Raw genomic sequence first — 14,315 nt, 5'->3', positions numbered from 1 at the left:
CTCTCTTAATAATCTAAAAACGGAAAAGAAGGCCACCCCAATAGAAGCCTCCTCCAACTGCAGGAGTCAGAAGCAAATCGCCCTTTTTGATAATACCTTTTTTGTAATATTCTGATATTACGATAGGAATCGAAGCGGCAGAAGCATTTCCAACTCTGTCAAAGTTTCCGAGCACTTTTTCTCTGGGGAATTTGATTCGATTCAATACATCTTGAACAACGATGTCTGTTCCTGGATGGGGAACAACCCAAGTTACATCGCTTTCCTTTAAACCATGTTTTTCCATAAGCATATCAAATGCTTTAAGGGTAAGATCCGCAGCATTGGTAACGAGTTCAGGATAACTTTTTACGTAGCTGTTTGGTGGGGGGCCTGTGACTATGATGTCGGCAAGGTCTGCTTCATCGACCAAAAAGGAATCGATAAGTCCTGTGGTCTTACTTCCCGTGTAAGATAAGACAACGCCAGCGGCAGCATCCCCAGCAGTAAACTCTCCGTAGCCGCCCATTCGCGTCCGAACACTGAAACGCTCAGAACCGATCACCAGCGCATTTTTCCATCTACCTGATTGTAAATAACAAGCAGCCATCTGAACTCCATGTACGAATCCAGTGCAAGCAGTTGAGATATCAAAGGCGAGAGCGTTTTTTGTTCCAGTAAGTTTGGATGCTTGTGGGGCAAGATCAGGAAGATAGTATCGATCTGTCCAATTAGCGAGGATGAATAAATCTATTTCTTCAGGTTTCATCTTGGCATCTGCTAACGCGTCATTTGCGGCCTTCATCGCCATGTAAGGAACCGTTTCGGTTTCATTCACTCTGTGACGTTCCGTAACTCCGATATTACCTATGACCGCCTTTTCGGCAGGATGCATTTCTGGGTATTTTAAGCGAGTTCGGATTTCATCGTTATAGACGATGCGTTCAGGTAAGTAGTGACCAACCCCCTTGAACTCGACTCCCATATACTTTAAATTTTCAATACCCATGCTACTCATATCAATCTCCTGGAAGGCTTCTGTAAACCATAAACTGTTCTATATAAATCCGATCTGGGTCAAGGGACCTGAGAATTGTCAGTTCTTCTGAGGTGGGCTTCGGTTCCTCTTTCGGGGGAACTTCGTCCGGTGGAAACCAGTTGGTAAATTTCAATACGGCTTCCTCCACTTCCATTTCTGGGTCCGAAGGCGGTGCAATCCAGTTTGTAAATTCAAACAAATGTTCCATCTTATCGCGACGGAATCTCCCGAATTGGCATACAGCCTCTTTGACCCTATCCCCATTGGAAGTAATGAAATTTACTTTTCGCACAAACCTTTGGCGAATCGCTTTCGCGACAATAATGCAATCGGCTGTAGAGGCAATGTCATTTGCTCCCCCAGAACCCACAATAAATTTACCCTTAGATGTGGCTATGGAATTCACATTGCCGAACCAATCTATTTCTGCAGCCCCCATCACACCTAAACATTTATCGGGAACAAGCATTCCTAAGATTTGGGTGATGTCCGAGAGTCCCTGAGATCCATTCGCGTGCAATTGGCTAAAAAGAAAAACGTCTCCCATAGAAGGAGTCATGGAATAAAATCCAAGCTCCGTCATGACATGCACCCGAATATTTTCCTTTGCCAAAAGCCTCGCAGCTGTCCAACACGCGATATGAGCGGCGCCAATGCCTGCAAGTAATGTAGTATAACCCCGTCTTTTTACGTGCTCAATGATAGCCCTGGCTGCAAGAATGATCATCTGTTCGGAGTCATTTACGGATTCTGGATCCTGGTCAGGAAGTAAGGGGAGGGGATCTGGAAATTTCGATAGTTTTCGTAACCTTTGGCTTCCCACATAACGAAGATAATCTTCATGAGTCTTAGGGGTAAATACCCATTCTTCCATCCATCGTTTCTTTTGCTTTTCCTCTCCTGCTGCGGCTTGGTTTGCATCGATCTGGAACTCGTAATCATCGAGATATGTGGAAAGGTCTTTAAAAATTTCTAGATGTGGTAAGGACATGATCCTAAGAGATTGCGGATGAGCACCGAAACGTGCTTCTGTAAGCGCGATGACTCTTGTGCCTGGAATCGAAATCAGCTCGGCAGGAATACTACCTCGTGGGACAATTCTTTCGCAAGAGGCAATCACGCCTTTTACGGCAGCCATTGCCCCCCAAACTCCTTCCCCTGATGGATTTGTGAGTACTAAGTTGCCATCTTCGTCTCCAATCACTGCATGAATTAGCGTATAATCAGGATTAAGTGGCGAAACCATTGCTAGTTTCTTTGGATCTGCCTCTGTGGAGTCGGGTGCAGGATAAACGAAAACTGATTTTCCTAATTTGTCAGTGATCATGTCAGATCCAAGTAAGGAATTGGTCATGAAACCTGGCAATCGCATAGCTCCTGCTTGGAGTCGTTGGATTAGTGTTAGTAGAGACCAGAGCTCAACTTCAAAAGGTTCACCTTTTAAAATATTGGAATAGAGTGCATTTGGCTGCGGTCGTGGGTAATTATCTCCAGCAAAACCGATGATGGCTTTTTTAATGATTCCTGCCATGGTCATGGAATGTGCACTCGAATGAATCCCTGCAACGCTAACGGTAAACTGAGGGTTCTGATTATGGAATTGGCGAACAAGGGAATAAATCAAAGCATTCGGACGAGACATTGTTGCTGCTAGGTGAATGTAGGTGCCTAGTGGCAACATCTCTCCCACCATTTGGTCGGGGTCCTCAAATCTCTTTGGTATATTCAGCATCTTCTATTTAATTTGGGTTTGCCACGCTTACAAACGATGACTGACTTCCGATGGCAAACGCAAGAGAAACGATGTTATTTACCTTTGTTTTTCTTGCTCCCTCTGCGACATGGTCATGATCACATTCTTCATCGGGTTGTTTTAAATTGATGGTTGGTGCTAATGTTTGGTTATGAATCATCAGTGCAGATGCCGCGAGATTGATGATCCCCGCCGCCCCAAAGGTATGCCCGTAAATTGGTTTTATCGAGCCGAGAGGTGACCATTTACTTTTCGGTGTCCCATCGTAAAGTAGATTCAGAGCACGACTTTCCGCTAAGTCGTTATTATACGTCGCAGTACCATGCCCACAGAAATAGTCAATGTCGGCCAGAGAACGCTTGCTAATTTTTAGAAGATCACTCATTCCCTTGGCGGCTTTTGCTCCCGTCATGTCCATACGCATGGCGTGGCTTGCTTCATTATAACTGAGAGTACCTGTGATTTCTGCATAAATGCGAGCTCCACGTTTAACGGCATGATCATAAGATTCTAGACAAAGGCACATGGCTCCTTCGCCAAGAATAAATCCCTCTCTCGTTTTATCATAAGGTCTCATGGCATTCTTTGGATTCACAGATTCTGAGGACATGACTGAGCTCGTGGGATCCGAGTACATTTTAATCAGAGGTTTGAGCAATGGAAATTCATGGCCACCTGCATACATGATATCAGCTCTATTTTTTCGAATGGCTTGGAAACAAAGTGCTGCCGCGTGATGGCCGCCTACGCAAGCGGCGGTGATGGTTGTTACAAAACCTTGGATATTCGCGTAGATCGCCGTTAGGTTCGTGGGGTTAGACGCCATAGATGTGAGCACCGCATATTTATTGAAATGGGCATCATCTTTGGATTCATTATATAAATTCCAAGCATGCTCCCACCAAGCGAGAGAAGCTCGCGAGGAGGAATCGATGAATCCGACTCTGTTTGGTGCAACGGAATCGCGTCCAAGACCCGCGTCTTTTTGTGCATCGCTCAAAGCAGACATAATAGCAAGCGTTTCGCGGTTGTAGTTTTTAGCATGGCCTGGATCAAGATCGGGCAAATGATCTTTGAAATTAAAATGGGTGAGCTCTGCGGCGGTTTTCACTCGAATATCGTCCGTTGAAAACCGGGTGAGAAAGTCGATTTGAGATTCCCCTTTTGATAAATGACTCCAGAAATCCGATACGTTCAAAGCTCCTGGCAATATGACTCCAATGCCAGTAATAACGACGCGCTGATTTCTTTTTTCTGCCATGACTTCTCCTAGAAATGAAGTAGGTTACTTTTAATGTACATTATCGACTTTGTCCAGCTTGTTTTTGAAATTTAAAGAACATACCCGAGAATACCGATATTAAAGGGAAGAACATTGATTAGATGTTTATAATGGAGAATTATGGCTGAACCAGGTATATCAATCCCGACCCACCCGGCATTTGAGACAAAATTTCCAGTACGGCATGCGGATGCGAGAAGTGCTGTTACAGCAAGCGGGGCTTACGTCAGTCATGTGACATATGAAAACATGGTTCTTTTAATAAATGAAGCTTTTGACATCTTTCTTGCTTCCACCGGCGATTCAAAATGGAATATCGCAGGCTCCAATATTATTGTTCCAAAAATGGAAATTGAATTCAAAAGTGAAGTGAAAGCAGGGGAAGTACTAACATTTCAAGTGACTCCAACTAACTTTGGGAATAAATCTTTCGACTTAATTACGGTCGCTTTGAAGGGGAATGGAGAAATTGCTGCGGTTGCAAAGACAGTATTGATATTCTTTGACTATAAAGACAAAAAAACTGTGGCAGTGCCAGAGCCTTTTAAAAAACGATTCCAGGCAGGCTAACATGGCAAAGGTAGAACTCCCCTTACCAAGCAAATACCACTTTAAAACAGAGATTCCGATCCGGAAAACTGATCTTTGGGGTGAGTTGCACGTATCATTCGCAACCGTACTCGACTTAGTGTTAGAGGCTCACCTACAGTTCTTTCAGTATCTAGGATTTTCAGTTTTAGATATTTATGGACGCAGCATCATCTTCACAAATGCCACCGTAACCTACGAATCCGAATTGTTATTTGGAGATCTGGTAGAGGCACGGGTGACCATTGAAAATTTAAGAGAAAAATCCTTTGAACTTTTTTTTCAATTAACGAAAGACAATGGACAAGTCTCAGTAACGCGAGTTCGCATCTCTGTCTTATTTTTTAATTATAATGAAAGAAAGGTCGTACCCATCCCTCAGGAATTTTTGGATCTCATCGCCGCAAAAGATTTAGATATCAAAAATACATCTGAGGAAATGAGAAAGTTTGGAGATGTTTATAAAAGGTTTCCGCTCTGGATTGCCACACTCAAGTTATTAAAAAATATCTATACGATCGCCAATGATTTGCCTGCTAGGGAACAAGAAGTTCTTGCTGCAAGTTTACGCAAATACTCAGTGAAAGCAGTCAATGCAGCCGCCCGCTCTCGGAAATCGCCTTATCGTAGAGAAAAACTAAAATCTTTGGAAATACTTACCGCTTGCCTAAATGAACTTCGATATAATTTAAGTTTAGCGGAAGAACTCAATTACGGAAAATATTCTGATTTAAATTTACTTTTTACTCGAACAGAGGAACTAACGAAGGCATACATCAAGAAAGTCAAAACGGCACCAAGAGGCCAGAATCTGAAACCGAGGAAATGAATGAAAGAATTTGATGGGAAAATAGCGCTTGTTACTGGTAGTACATCAGGTCTAGGTTTAGAAATTGCAAGTGATCTTGCCAATCGCGGAGCAACTCTCATTCTGTCTGGTAGGCGGGAAGAAAATGGAAGAACAGCTCTGAGCGAAATTTTGAAAGTATCGCCAAATTCTAGTTTTATCCGATGCGATATCTCTAAACCTGAAGAAATAACTAAATTATTTTCTGAAATCTTCTCAAAATATGGCAAGCTTGATTTAGCAGTCAATAATGCGGGACTACTCGGGACCATTGCGATGATCGATAAGTATCCAGACGAGTTAGCTCATGCAGTCATCAATACGAACGTTGCTGGAACTTGGCTTTGCTTAAAAGAAGAAGTGAAATTGATGAAGGTGAATGGTGGAGCGATTGTGAACGTGGGCTCCGCGACGAGTCTTGTCGGATATAAAGGAAATGCAGTCTATTCTGCCACAAAACACGCGATTGTTGGCCTCACGAAAAGCGTTGCCCTAGAATATGCTCATAAAAAAATTAGAGTCAATGCCGTTTGTCCTGGCGTTATCGAAACAGATATGAGTGACATCATTCTTAACGCATTTGGAAAACCTGAAGAAACACGTAAGATTATTGAGGGCATGCATCCTTTGGGTAGGATGGCGAGCCCTGGAGAAATTGCAAAGTCTTGCATCTGGTTACTTGGGGAGTCGGCATCTTTCGTGACCGGAGTGGCCTTACCAGTGGATGGTGGATGGACAGCCGTCTGATTCATGAAGATTTCCATTTTTAGAAAATCTGATGTTGGCTTGGTAAGAACCAAAAATGAGGATAACTATGCCATCATTCGCGGTAAAATATCTGAAACAGCGACGAGCGTCGATATGGTTTCTTGGAATCGACTTTCCCTTCGGGGCGAAGGTGTTTTTGTTTCGGCTATAGATGGGATGGGTGGTTCTGCTGGTGGTCAAATGGCTAGTGAGGGAATCGCAAAATTTATCATCGATCATTGGAATGAGATAAAAATCGAAAAACCGATCAAATTGCCGGTTGTTGCTTTAGAAAAAGCAAATGTGTACTTGCATAATCTTGCCCTAGCAAATCCAGAATTTTCAAAAATGGGAGCTGTAGCGACCTGTTGCTATTTTTACGGTAAGAGCGCCTATGGAGCGCAAGTTGGAGATAGTAGACTTTATTTATTTAGGTCCGATGAGTTGAGCCAAATCAGCGAAGACCAAACTTTTGTTTCTAATTTAGCACGAATGGGAAAAATTACTCCGAAGGAAGCAGAAACTCACCCGAAACGAAATGTCGTTTCCCAAGCGCTGGGTCCTGGTGTTTCAGTCAAGCCTGTTGATTTTAAATTGAAAATAAAAGCCGGTGATAAAGTTTTGCTCTGTTCGGATGGTCTTCACGGACTCGTCTCTTCTAAAGAAATTCAAAATATTTTGTCTTTAAATCATGGCCAAGACTCTGTAGATAAACTAGTCAATCTAGCAAATCAGTTAGGCGGAACCGATAACATCACCGTCATCATTGCTGAAATACTAGATTAGTTTTCATTTTACGCTTTTTGCGATTACACCATCAATATCGGAACCATTATCAAAAGAGTGGGGGTACGTATAAGGATTCCCAGTTCCCGGATTGGTAATGGCAGTTGCAGATGTAAGTTTTATATATTTAAATCCTGATGAGAGTATATTGTTCCGAACAGTTGCCGTGCAACTTGTACTCGTAATAAGATCCTCCAAATCAAATCCGTCGCCACCACCTTTCAAAAAACCACTTCCAGTAGAAGTAAACAAATCCTCAAGAGTAAAGGTATTTGATCCCATATTATAGATAACGGGTCTTAAGCCTGCAAAACCAACCCATGAGGAGATCTTATTTAATGTAGATGCTGTGGAATCATAAGTTAAAGAAAATCCACAATAAGAGGAATCGTCTATTGAGACTTCAACGACCATAGGATCCATTAAATAACGATCACTTGTTTCACTGATTTTAAATGCATTTTCATAAACTATAAAATCGATTCCGCTAACATTTTGTACGAATTTTCCTGCCCATGACAATTTGAGTGTAGCACCTGCTCCTGTTAAATTTAGTGAATAAACATCTAATGCCCCTGAGGTTTCACCACCACCACAGATCCCATTGGTCGCTTTATTCGCATCACTAAAACCACTCACAGAGGAGTTAGCCGAGACGATACTCGTCGCTAGGGGAATACCTGTTGGTAAGGTTTTAACAGGACAACTGGTGTCTGGTGTTGCAGTTTGTGATTGGAGAAGAACCACTAGACCTAATATCGCTACGCTGTTATCTTTTTTCGGTGTCGGATTACAAAGTAACACAAAACAGTTGATTACTAAAATGAGCAAGAGTTGAAATATTTTGACATTCATCACATTTATCCTTGAAAAAGCGATCTGAATGGATCAGATCGCTTTTTGATATCTTATGGCCAGCTCGTTGGATTGTTTGATTGGAATAAAGCCTTGCTCCATCCAAATCCACCACAGCCAGATCTTTTCGGATCTGAAGTATTGTATTTTGTGGAATCTAACACAACATTTCGAGCTTCATCAATCGTACTAAATCCCGTAAAACTAGAGTTCAATACAGTGCAGTAGTAAAAACACTTCGTAGCGCTATTTTCACATTCTGTCGTCTGAGGTTCCGTCCATAGAATTTTTGTATATTTGCTCGCATTTCCGAATGTGGCAGTTGGCAAATACTGATAGATCAAGTACCGGGAGGTATTCGAGGATTCGATGATGCGAAAGTAGCCAGATCCAGTTGTCCAAATTCCAAAACCAGTAGGATCTTGTGCGATGGAAAGTGTGGTCGTGAAACCCGTGCATGTCCCGCCGCTACAAAATCCATCTTTCCAAACTCCTCTGATTTCGGCGAGGCTACTTAGAACGCTTGTTTGGCCAGCAGAATTACCAGCAAGTAGTCCAACAAATAGGCTCTCGTTTGCTTTCGATTCGTCTATTTTTCCTGATTGGCCGCAATTGGTAGCAAATGTTAAAACTAACATTACTAATGTGAACTTTGTGATTTTATTCATTCTTGAATCTCCTAAATTTTTGATTTAGGGAAACGTAAATAGACGTAGATATAACTATAACTTCAAATAGATTCAGTTTTAACTGAAGTATTTACATCGCACTAGTGAAGACTTTATCCATTCGGTTGCCCCGATTTCCTTCGGGGCCCCTTTATCCGTAACATGAAATGCTAAAGATAAACGTGCAAAGAACCCAAACCTCGAGGTTTTCTTTGCGGGGAAGATCTGGCTTGCCGAATCAACTCATTTAACAGAGTCAATGCGGTATTACAGTTGCGGGTCAGCACAGGATTTGCACCTGTTTCCTCCCTGAAGGATAAGGACAAAGTCTAAATTAACCTGAGAATGTCAAGACTTATATTAAATACTAGTTTTTGTTTTATCTGAAAGCGATCTTAAAAAGGTAACCAGGCTTGTGACTTCCGCTTCCGAGATTGGTCGTGGTGCCTCATACTCATTCATCCTTCGAACCGCCTCCTCGATGGAACGGACGCTACCATCGTGAAAATAAGGAGCAGTGAGCGCTACGTTTCTTAAAGAAGGTGTGCGAAAAAAATATTTATCCGTTTCAATTCCAGTAAATTCAAATCTACCTAAATCTTTTGGATTGTAATTGTATTTTGTGTCTAGTTTGACAAATTTATTGCCCCCTAACATCGGGCCCGCATGGCAGTTCATACAGTTTAGATCTAAAAATAAACGGAGTCCTTCTTTTTCAGCAAGTGTGATTGCATAAGGATTCCCATTTACAAAATCATCAAATCTAGACTTGGATACCAGTGTTCGTTCGAAAGCACTAAGGGAAGATTTAACGGAGTTTAGCTGAATGGCTGGATCAAGTGGATAAGCAGAAGAAAATAAGTTTGCGTATTCAGATTTTGCATTTAATCTTGCGAGCAGATCGTCCGAACTTGCCAATGCCATCTCAGATTGGTCTACAAATGGTAACAAGGCTTGGTCGAGGAGAGAGGATTTTCTTCCGTCCCAAAAGATCGTGTTAAGAAAACCCACATTAAAGATACTCGGTGTGTTCCTTCTTCCCATCTGTCCAAACGTACCTAGGGAAGTTGGTTGCCCATCAGTACCTACGTTATTTCCAGATAACAGGTGACACGTGGAGCAGGACTGGACAGAATTTAATGAAAGGCTATTGTCCCTAAATATTTTTTCACCAAGTCGTATCATGGCTGGAGTGTCCATTTCGCTTCCTGGACTTATCAGAGGCAGGCTTCCAATCTTGGTTTTCGCCTCCTCTTGCAAATCCAATCTCGCACCGACAAGGAGTGTTAAGGGTAACTCCTTCAAAGATTTGTCACGGGAATGTAAGAAATTTTGCGAATTACAACTTAGAAACATTGCAATCAAAAACAGTATGCCAGTTTGGTTCAGACCCATTAAAATCCAAAGGGAATTTGAAGCAAAAATTGTAACGTAATATTTTGCAACCTCTCGTGATCGAAGGACTCTGAATCAATAGAGAGAAGGTTACACATGTTTTTAATTGGTCGGCTACTCGGTTGGATATTAATGATTTTTCTCATCAAACCAATGAGATTGATTTATGGAAATAAAAGATGTGTTTATGAAAATGAACATATATTAAAAGAATTTAATGGACGTTCGATGATCGTCGTTTCAAATCACATCAAACCAAGAAGTAAATTCTTACGAATGATTTCGATGCCTTATGATGCCTTCATGATTCGACATTTATTGAAACTACATGGCATTTATGCGACGGCCATGACAAGTTATGATTCTGGCAAACGCACAAAAGGTACTCGAAATGGTAAACCTCATAAAAATCGAAAGGAACAATTAATCAAGGGAATTGTCAAATCAATGGATTTGATTCCACTAAATCGAAATGAGAGCGATCCGCATACCATTAGAGAAATCAAACATCGAATCGACGCCGGCAATTTAGGCCTTGGTATATTTCCAGAAGGAACTTATTTTCGTGGATTTAGAAAATCGCGAAAATTACATGGTGGCATGGCTATACTAAGTAAGAGATACAATCTCCCGATCTTACCTTTGTTCATAGATGCCTATAATAGCAACAAGCCAGGCAGAATCTCTATAGGCAATCCTCTCTGGGAGCCTATGGATGCTCATCTCGTGACGGAGTATATAGCAAAAGAATTTCTTAGGTTAAAAGAACGAAGAAGCGTGGAATTTGAAGACGAGCAGCTGTTAGGAAACGATTTCACTTATGGAGCGGGTGCTGAAAATAAAGCTTTAAAGTAATTAATACCTTCTTCGATTGGATTATCTGATCCTCTGCGTTTTCGAAGCATGCCCGTCATATCCAAAACGAGTAGGCCATACATCCAACTCCACATGAGTCTGGCAATCGCGGTGTATTCATTGATAGGATAACGGATTTCACCAGATTCAAATCCTTCACGAAGTGTTTCTAAAAAGAAACGATAGCTTTTGGGAAGTTGAGGGAATGCTTTTCTATGCAGGGTCCCGTAGTCGGTTACAAACATGATTTTATGCAATTCGCGATTGGTACTCGCAAATTTAAAATAGGAGCGTGCAATGGCCGCTAATTTTTCAAAGGTCGTTCCCGCAGATATGCTTTCAATCGCGCTCCTAAGCATGCCTAAAAGCTCATCTTCACCATGTTTGATGAGGTCTTTTACGAGATCGATTTGACTTTCATAATAAGAGTAGGGGCTAGCAACACTACAACCTAATCTGTTCGCAATATGGCGCATGGAAAGGGCATCGATACCCTCTTCTTTCAAAATCAGAAGAGACACGTTTCGGATCTCCTCCCTGGAAAGACTATTTCTAACCCTGCGATGTTTCGTTTGTGTGTCCAAATGGCTGCCTAAGAGAATCTCAAGGACAACCATTTGATATTACAAGAAAAAATCTATAGATTTTTTAGAAGGCAGCATTCACTTGCAAGTAGGCCATGGAACCATCCCTAGCTACCTTATTTTTCCCTAGCAAAAAGTCAGAATTTAGCTCAAAACTATTCGTAGCAGCATTATACGCCATTCCGCTATTTCTATAATTTACCACAGAATTCCCTGCTTTCAGATATCCAACACCTAACCAAATAGAAACATTATCATTGATCACTGCCATCCAGCTGAAATCGATTTCATTGTAGATATGTTTTCCGAGTGAATATGGCATCGCATATGCATTGTCTGCATAATTTTCTGTGCTTCCTTTGGCACTGGAAACTGGAGAGCTATTCGCCTCTCCAATGTTTGTCGTCGAGTTTCCAGCTCCGTTGATCGCATACCAAGCATCTTGCCTTTGTGCCTTATCATTTTGAAAGAAGCTGAGTTGGAAGGTTCCCCATTCGTCTGAGTTGTAGGTTACGGATACACTTTTGGAGATAAGATTTTTATAATCTATGTTTTCTGATAGTCCAGCCACACCATTATAATAAGGTATGACTCCAAAACGAGGAGTCGATAGTGTTTGAAAGGTAGATGAGCTTCCATCGGATCGATTCTTATCACCGGATGCATACATGATCTGAGCGCCAAACCTAAGTTTTTCGAAGAAGGTATATCCCGTTTGGGCAACATGAAATTGACCAGTATATTTTTCTCTTTCGGTTAGAAGATTTTGATAGGTAGAAGGCAGAGCATATCCCGCTACCTTTTCATTGATGCGGCGTCCCGTAAATCCTGCCTGCCAAGCACTTTCCCAAGTCCAATCCCAAGCACTTCCCTTTGGAAGAAAATTGTTTGCAGTTCTATTGGTGAGACGAAATCCCGCAGTATACAATTCCTGAGATTGTTTTGAACGAGTCTGGGCAAGTGGGTCATCTGCTGAGACGTTGGGAAGTCCTGTTACAGAATTATATGTATTAGGAATCCACTTTCGAACTACGTTGATAGAATATAAATCTACGACAAAGGCATCCAGTACTTTGATCGTGTTGTAGTTACCAAATAAAGTGGTATCAGAACCCTTCGCATTGGAATTAGCTTTTGGATCATTTGCTGAAACAACTCCATTGACTCCACTCTGAGTCCAGTAAGGCCTTGCTGCAAAAAAATGGATTTTGTAATCGGGGCGATCAAACATCACACGAGCTCCATCATAGGAAAGTCCATTGATGGTCCAATTGGCACCACCTATCATCCGTTGGTCGCCGTAAGTCCAGATCTGTCTTCCAACTTGTATCTTTAAATCGAGTGGAAGTTTCTTTAGCATAACAAAAGCTTCTCGGATGCCGGTTGAGTTCAACGAGGTTGTGTTTGCTTGTCCCGCGACACTTGTGTTGGGAGTATTGGCAAAGAAGTTTGCGCGTATATCTCCAGCAGTTGCAGGTGAATCTCCACCCCAAACACGAGAGTCTTGAAAGGTAATTTTAGCAGTCACATACGGATTCGGGTCAATCAGTAGGTACATAGATGAGGTTTGCATGGTCCGATCGGTATAACCGGAGCTAGACTTATTAAAATCTAAATTATTTCGAACCTCTTCTCTTGGTCGCAAATAGATTCCCAAACGAATGATATCATTGATCCACATTTGCTGAGATTTATTCACTTTTGCTGCCAGCTCTGGTTCAAGAAACATGTGCTTGGTGTAGTCTGCCTCGATACCTTTTTCAACCATGGGAGATTTATATCTTTCAGGTTCTACCGCGAACAAGTTTACAGTGTTCGCTGAAAACAGGATCAGACAGATAGTGGAAAGTATTCGTAGGTTCATTGGCTTTTTACTCGTATATCCATCGAATCCTTATACAATTTCTTTCAAGATATAAAAGTAAAGGGGAATACCTATAATTATATTGATCGGAAATACGATGGATAAGGCAACGGTTATGTAAATACTTGGGTTTGCTTCAGGGATAGAATCTTTCATGGCTGCAGGCACTGCAATGTAAGAAGCGGATGCACATAAAACGACAAACATCAAGGCATCACCCAGTGGCATTCGTATGATTTTCACAAGGATGAAGGCAATGATTGCATTAAAGATCATGATAAAAATGGAAGAAACTAGTAAAAAGATTCCCGTTTTTTTTAAGTCTTTCATTTGTTTGGCTGCTTCAATGCCTTTGTCTAGTAGAAAGAAAGTCAATAGTCCTTTAAAGATATCCTCAGTAAAAGGTTTTGTAGTATTCCATCCATTTTCTCCCGAGATATAACCCACAATGAGAGAACCGATTAGAATATAGACTGACGAACTAAAGAAAGCTTCGTGTAAGAGGCTTTTCCAATTGATCTTGAGGTCTGCATTTTTTTTTGATGATCCTAATCGATCCAAGATGACGGCAATGACGATGGCTGGTGATTCCATAAGCGCCATACCGGCAACAATGAATCCTTGGTATTCAAGTCCCATGCTGTGTAAAAAGGCACCTGCCGTGACGAAGGTTACCGCGCTAATTGAACCAAAGCTACCGGCAAGTGCACTTGCATTGTGATGGTCCATTTTGAGACGGAAGATGAAAAAGGAGTAAATGGGTACAAAAAAGGCCATAAACATACAGGCAATTAAAGTTAGCATATGCTCTTGTTCGAATGGAGAATTAAACAGTTCATGCCCACCCTTAAATCCAATGGAGAACAAAAGGTAAAGGGACAGGAACTTTGATACCCCGTCGGTAATCCGAAGATCGGATTTGAACAAAACAACGCCCATTCCGAGAAAGAAGAATAGTACGGGTGGATTCAGTAAATTATTTAAAACACCTTGGATTTGCATCACTGCCTCTCTGTCTGTATTTATCTATTTAGACAAAAAATATGTCCAATAATATAAACATAGACAAAAAA

Annotated in this window: 14 protein-coding genes; 5 read left to right on the top strand and 9 right to left on the bottom strand. The window is 41.5% G+C overall.

Translation table 11 applies throughout. From position 1 onward, the window contains the following. Nucleotides 1-13: 13 nt before the first annotated feature. Genes EHQ58_RS03605 through EHQ58_RS03595 form a run of 3 tightly spaced genes read right to left on the bottom strand, consistent with a single transcriptional unit; the run spans nucleotide 14 to nucleotide 4,032 of the window. Nucleotides 14-964: a ketoacyl-ACP synthase III gene (locus EHQ58_RS03605; protein ID WP_210412774.1), complete on the bottom strand. Its 951-nt coding sequence runs from the start codon at nucleotides 962-964 to the stop codon at nucleotides 14-16. Nucleotides 965-998: 34 nt separating this feature from the next. Then, complete coding sequence (locus tag EHQ58_RS03600; protein WP_246047100.1) at nucleotides 999-2,750, bottom strand: CoA-transferase; 1,752 nt, start codon at nucleotides 2,748-2,750, stop codon at nucleotides 999-1,001. Nucleotides 2,751-2,757: 7 nt separating this feature from the next. Further along, nucleotides 2,758-4,032 (bottom strand): beta-ketoacyl-[acyl-carrier-protein] synthase family protein, encoded by a 1,275-nt coding sequence (locus EHQ58_RS03595; RefSeq protein WP_135622063.1) that lies wholly within the window; start codon nucleotides 4,030-4,032, stop codon nucleotides 2,758-2,760. Between the two features lie 141 nt (nucleotides 4,033-4,173). On the opposite strand from EHQ58_RS03595, the gene EHQ58_RS03590 reads away from it, so the two are divergent. The 4 genes from EHQ58_RS03590 to EHQ58_RS03575 are packed head-to-tail and all read left to right on the top strand — an operon-like array spanning nucleotide 4,174 to nucleotide 7,021. Beyond that, complete coding sequence (locus EHQ58_RS03590; RefSeq protein WP_135622062.1) at nucleotides 4,174-4,623, top strand: acyl-CoA thioesterase; 450 nt, start codon at nucleotides 4,174-4,176, stop codon at nucleotides 4,621-4,623. Between the two features lies 1 nt (nucleotide 4,624). After that, nucleotides 4,625-5,470 carry a four helix bundle protein gene (locus EHQ58_RS03585; protein WP_135622061.1) on the top strand — a complete coding sequence of 282 codons (846 nt, stop codon included), beginning with the start codon at nucleotides 4,625-4,627 and terminating at the stop codon, nucleotides 5,468-5,470. After that, a complete protein-coding gene (locus EHQ58_RS03580) occupies nucleotides 5,471-6,235 on the top strand; it encodes an SDR family NAD(P)-dependent oxidoreductase (RefSeq protein ID WP_135622060.1) in 765 nt (254 codons plus the stop codon). A gap of 3 nt (nucleotides 6,236-6,238) precedes the next feature. After that, nucleotides 6,239-7,021 (top strand): protein phosphatase 2C domain-containing protein, encoded by a 783-nt coding sequence (locus tag EHQ58_RS03575; protein ID WP_135622059.1) that lies wholly within the window; start codon nucleotides 6,239-6,241, stop codon nucleotides 7,019-7,021. Nucleotides 7,022-7,024: 3 nt separating this feature from the next. On the opposite strand, the gene EHQ58_RS03570 is transcribed toward EHQ58_RS03575, so the two are convergent. From EHQ58_RS03570 to EHQ58_RS03560, 3 genes are all read right to left on the bottom strand, one after another. Continuing rightward, nucleotides 7,025-7,876: an LIC_13355 family lipoprotein gene (locus EHQ58_RS03570; protein WP_135622058.1), complete on the bottom strand. Its 852-nt coding sequence runs from the start codon at nucleotides 7,874-7,876 to the stop codon at nucleotides 7,025-7,027. A gap of 53 nt (nucleotides 7,877-7,929) precedes the next feature. Further along, nucleotides 7,930-8,544, bottom strand: a complete 615-nt coding sequence (locus EHQ58_RS03565; protein WP_135622056.1) for a hypothetical protein — start codon at nucleotides 8,542-8,544, stop codon at nucleotides 7,930-7,932. A 360-nt stretch (nucleotides 8,545-8,904) separates the two neighbouring features. Then, nucleotides 8,905-9,939: a cytochrome-c peroxidase gene (locus EHQ58_RS03560; RefSeq protein WP_135622054.1), complete on the bottom strand. Its 1,035-nt coding sequence runs from the start codon at nucleotides 9,937-9,939 to the stop codon at nucleotides 8,905-8,907. 96 nt (nucleotides 9,940-10,035) lie between these two features. Here EHQ58_RS03560 and EHQ58_RS03555 point away from each other — a divergent pair, with 96 nt between their 5' ends. Next, entirely contained in the window at nucleotides 10,036-10,794 is a 759-nt protein-coding gene (locus tag EHQ58_RS03555) for a lysophospholipid acyltransferase family protein (RefSeq protein ID WP_246047099.1), read from the top strand. Here the strand turns inward: EHQ58_RS03555 and EHQ58_RS03550 are convergent. The 3 genes from EHQ58_RS03550 to EHQ58_RS03540 are packed head-to-tail and all read right to left on the bottom strand — an operon-like array spanning nucleotide 10,758 to nucleotide 14,244. Next, entirely contained in the window at nucleotides 10,758-11,411 is a 654-nt protein-coding gene (locus EHQ58_RS03550) for a TetR/AcrR family transcriptional regulator (protein WP_135622052.1), read from the bottom strand. The two genes, EHQ58_RS03555 and EHQ58_RS03550, sit on opposite strands and share 37 nt — an antisense overlap. 31 nt (nucleotides 11,412-11,442) lie before the next feature. Further along, on the bottom strand, nucleotides 11,443-13,242 hold the full coding sequence (locus tag EHQ58_RS03545; RefSeq protein WP_135622050.1) for an alginate export family protein: 1,800 nt from the start codon (nucleotides 13,240-13,242) through the stop codon (nucleotides 11,443-11,445). Nucleotides 13,243-13,272: 30 nt separating this feature from the next. Then, nucleotides 13,273-14,244, bottom strand: a complete 972-nt coding sequence (locus EHQ58_RS03540; RefSeq protein ID WP_135622048.1) for a sodium-dependent bicarbonate transport family permease — start codon at nucleotides 14,242-14,244, stop codon at nucleotides 13,273-13,275. Between the last annotated feature and the right edge of the window lie 71 nt (nucleotides 14,245-14,315).

The organism is Leptospira ognonensis, assembly GCF_004770745.1.
Lineage (GTDB): Bacteria > Spirochaetota > Leptospiria > Leptospirales > Leptospiraceae > Leptospira_A > Leptospira_A ognonensis.
The sequence above is the reverse complement of the archived record's forward strand: the minus strand, read 5'-3'. Positions and strand labels throughout refer to the sequence as shown.

Excerpts from the sequence above, each read along its gene's own strand:
- EHQ58_RS03570 (WP_135622058.1), bottom strand. The coding sequence starts at position 7,876 with ATGAATGTCAAAATATTTCAACTCTTGCTCATTTTAGTAATCAACTGT.
- EHQ58_RS03555 (WP_246047099.1), top strand. The coding sequence starts at position 10,036 with ATGTTTTTAATTGGTCGGCTACTCGGTTGGATATTAATGATTTTTCTC.
- EHQ58_RS03575 (WP_135622059.1), top strand. The coding sequence starts at position 6,239 with ATGAAGATTTCCATTTTTAGAAAATCTGATGTTGGCTTGGTAAGAACC.
- EHQ58_RS03580 (WP_135622060.1), top strand. The coding sequence starts at position 5,471 with ATGAAAGAATTTGATGGGAAAATAGCGCTTGTTACTGGTAGTACATCA.
- EHQ58_RS03545 (WP_135622050.1), bottom strand. The coding sequence starts at position 13,242 with ATGAACCTACGAATACTTTCCACTATCTGTCTGATCCTGTTTTCAGCG.
- EHQ58_RS03600 (WP_246047100.1), bottom strand. The coding sequence starts at position 2,750 with ATGCTGAATATACCAAAGAGATTTGAGGACCCCGACCAAATGGTGGGA.
- EHQ58_RS03585 (WP_135622061.1), top strand. The coding sequence starts at position 4,625 with ATGGCAAAGGTAGAACTCCCCTTACCAAGCAAATACCACTTTAAAACA.
- EHQ58_RS03605 (WP_210412774.1), bottom strand. The coding sequence starts at position 964 with ATGGGAGTCGAGTTCAAGGGGGTTGGTCACTACTTACCTGAACGCATC.
- EHQ58_RS03595 (WP_135622063.1), bottom strand. The coding sequence starts at position 4,032 with ATGGCAGAAAAAAGAAATCAGCGCGTCGTTATTACTGGCATTGGAGTC.
- EHQ58_RS03565 (WP_135622056.1), bottom strand. The coding sequence starts at position 8,544 with ATGAATAAAATCACAAAGTTCACATTAGTAATGTTAGTTTTAACATTT.
- EHQ58_RS03590 (WP_135622062.1), top strand. The coding sequence starts at position 4,174 with ATGGCTGAACCAGGTATATCAATCCCGACCCACCCGGCATTTGAGACA.
- EHQ58_RS03540 (WP_135622048.1), bottom strand. The coding sequence starts at position 14,244 with ATGCAAATCCAAGGTGTTTTAAATAATTTACTGAATCCACCCGTACTA.
- EHQ58_RS03550 (WP_135622052.1), bottom strand. The coding sequence starts at position 11,411 with ATGGTTGTCCTTGAGATTCTCTTAGGCAGCCATTTGGACACACAAACG.
- EHQ58_RS03560 (WP_135622054.1), bottom strand. The coding sequence starts at position 9,939 with ATGGGTCTGAACCAAACTGGCATACTGTTTTTGATTGCAATGTTTCTA.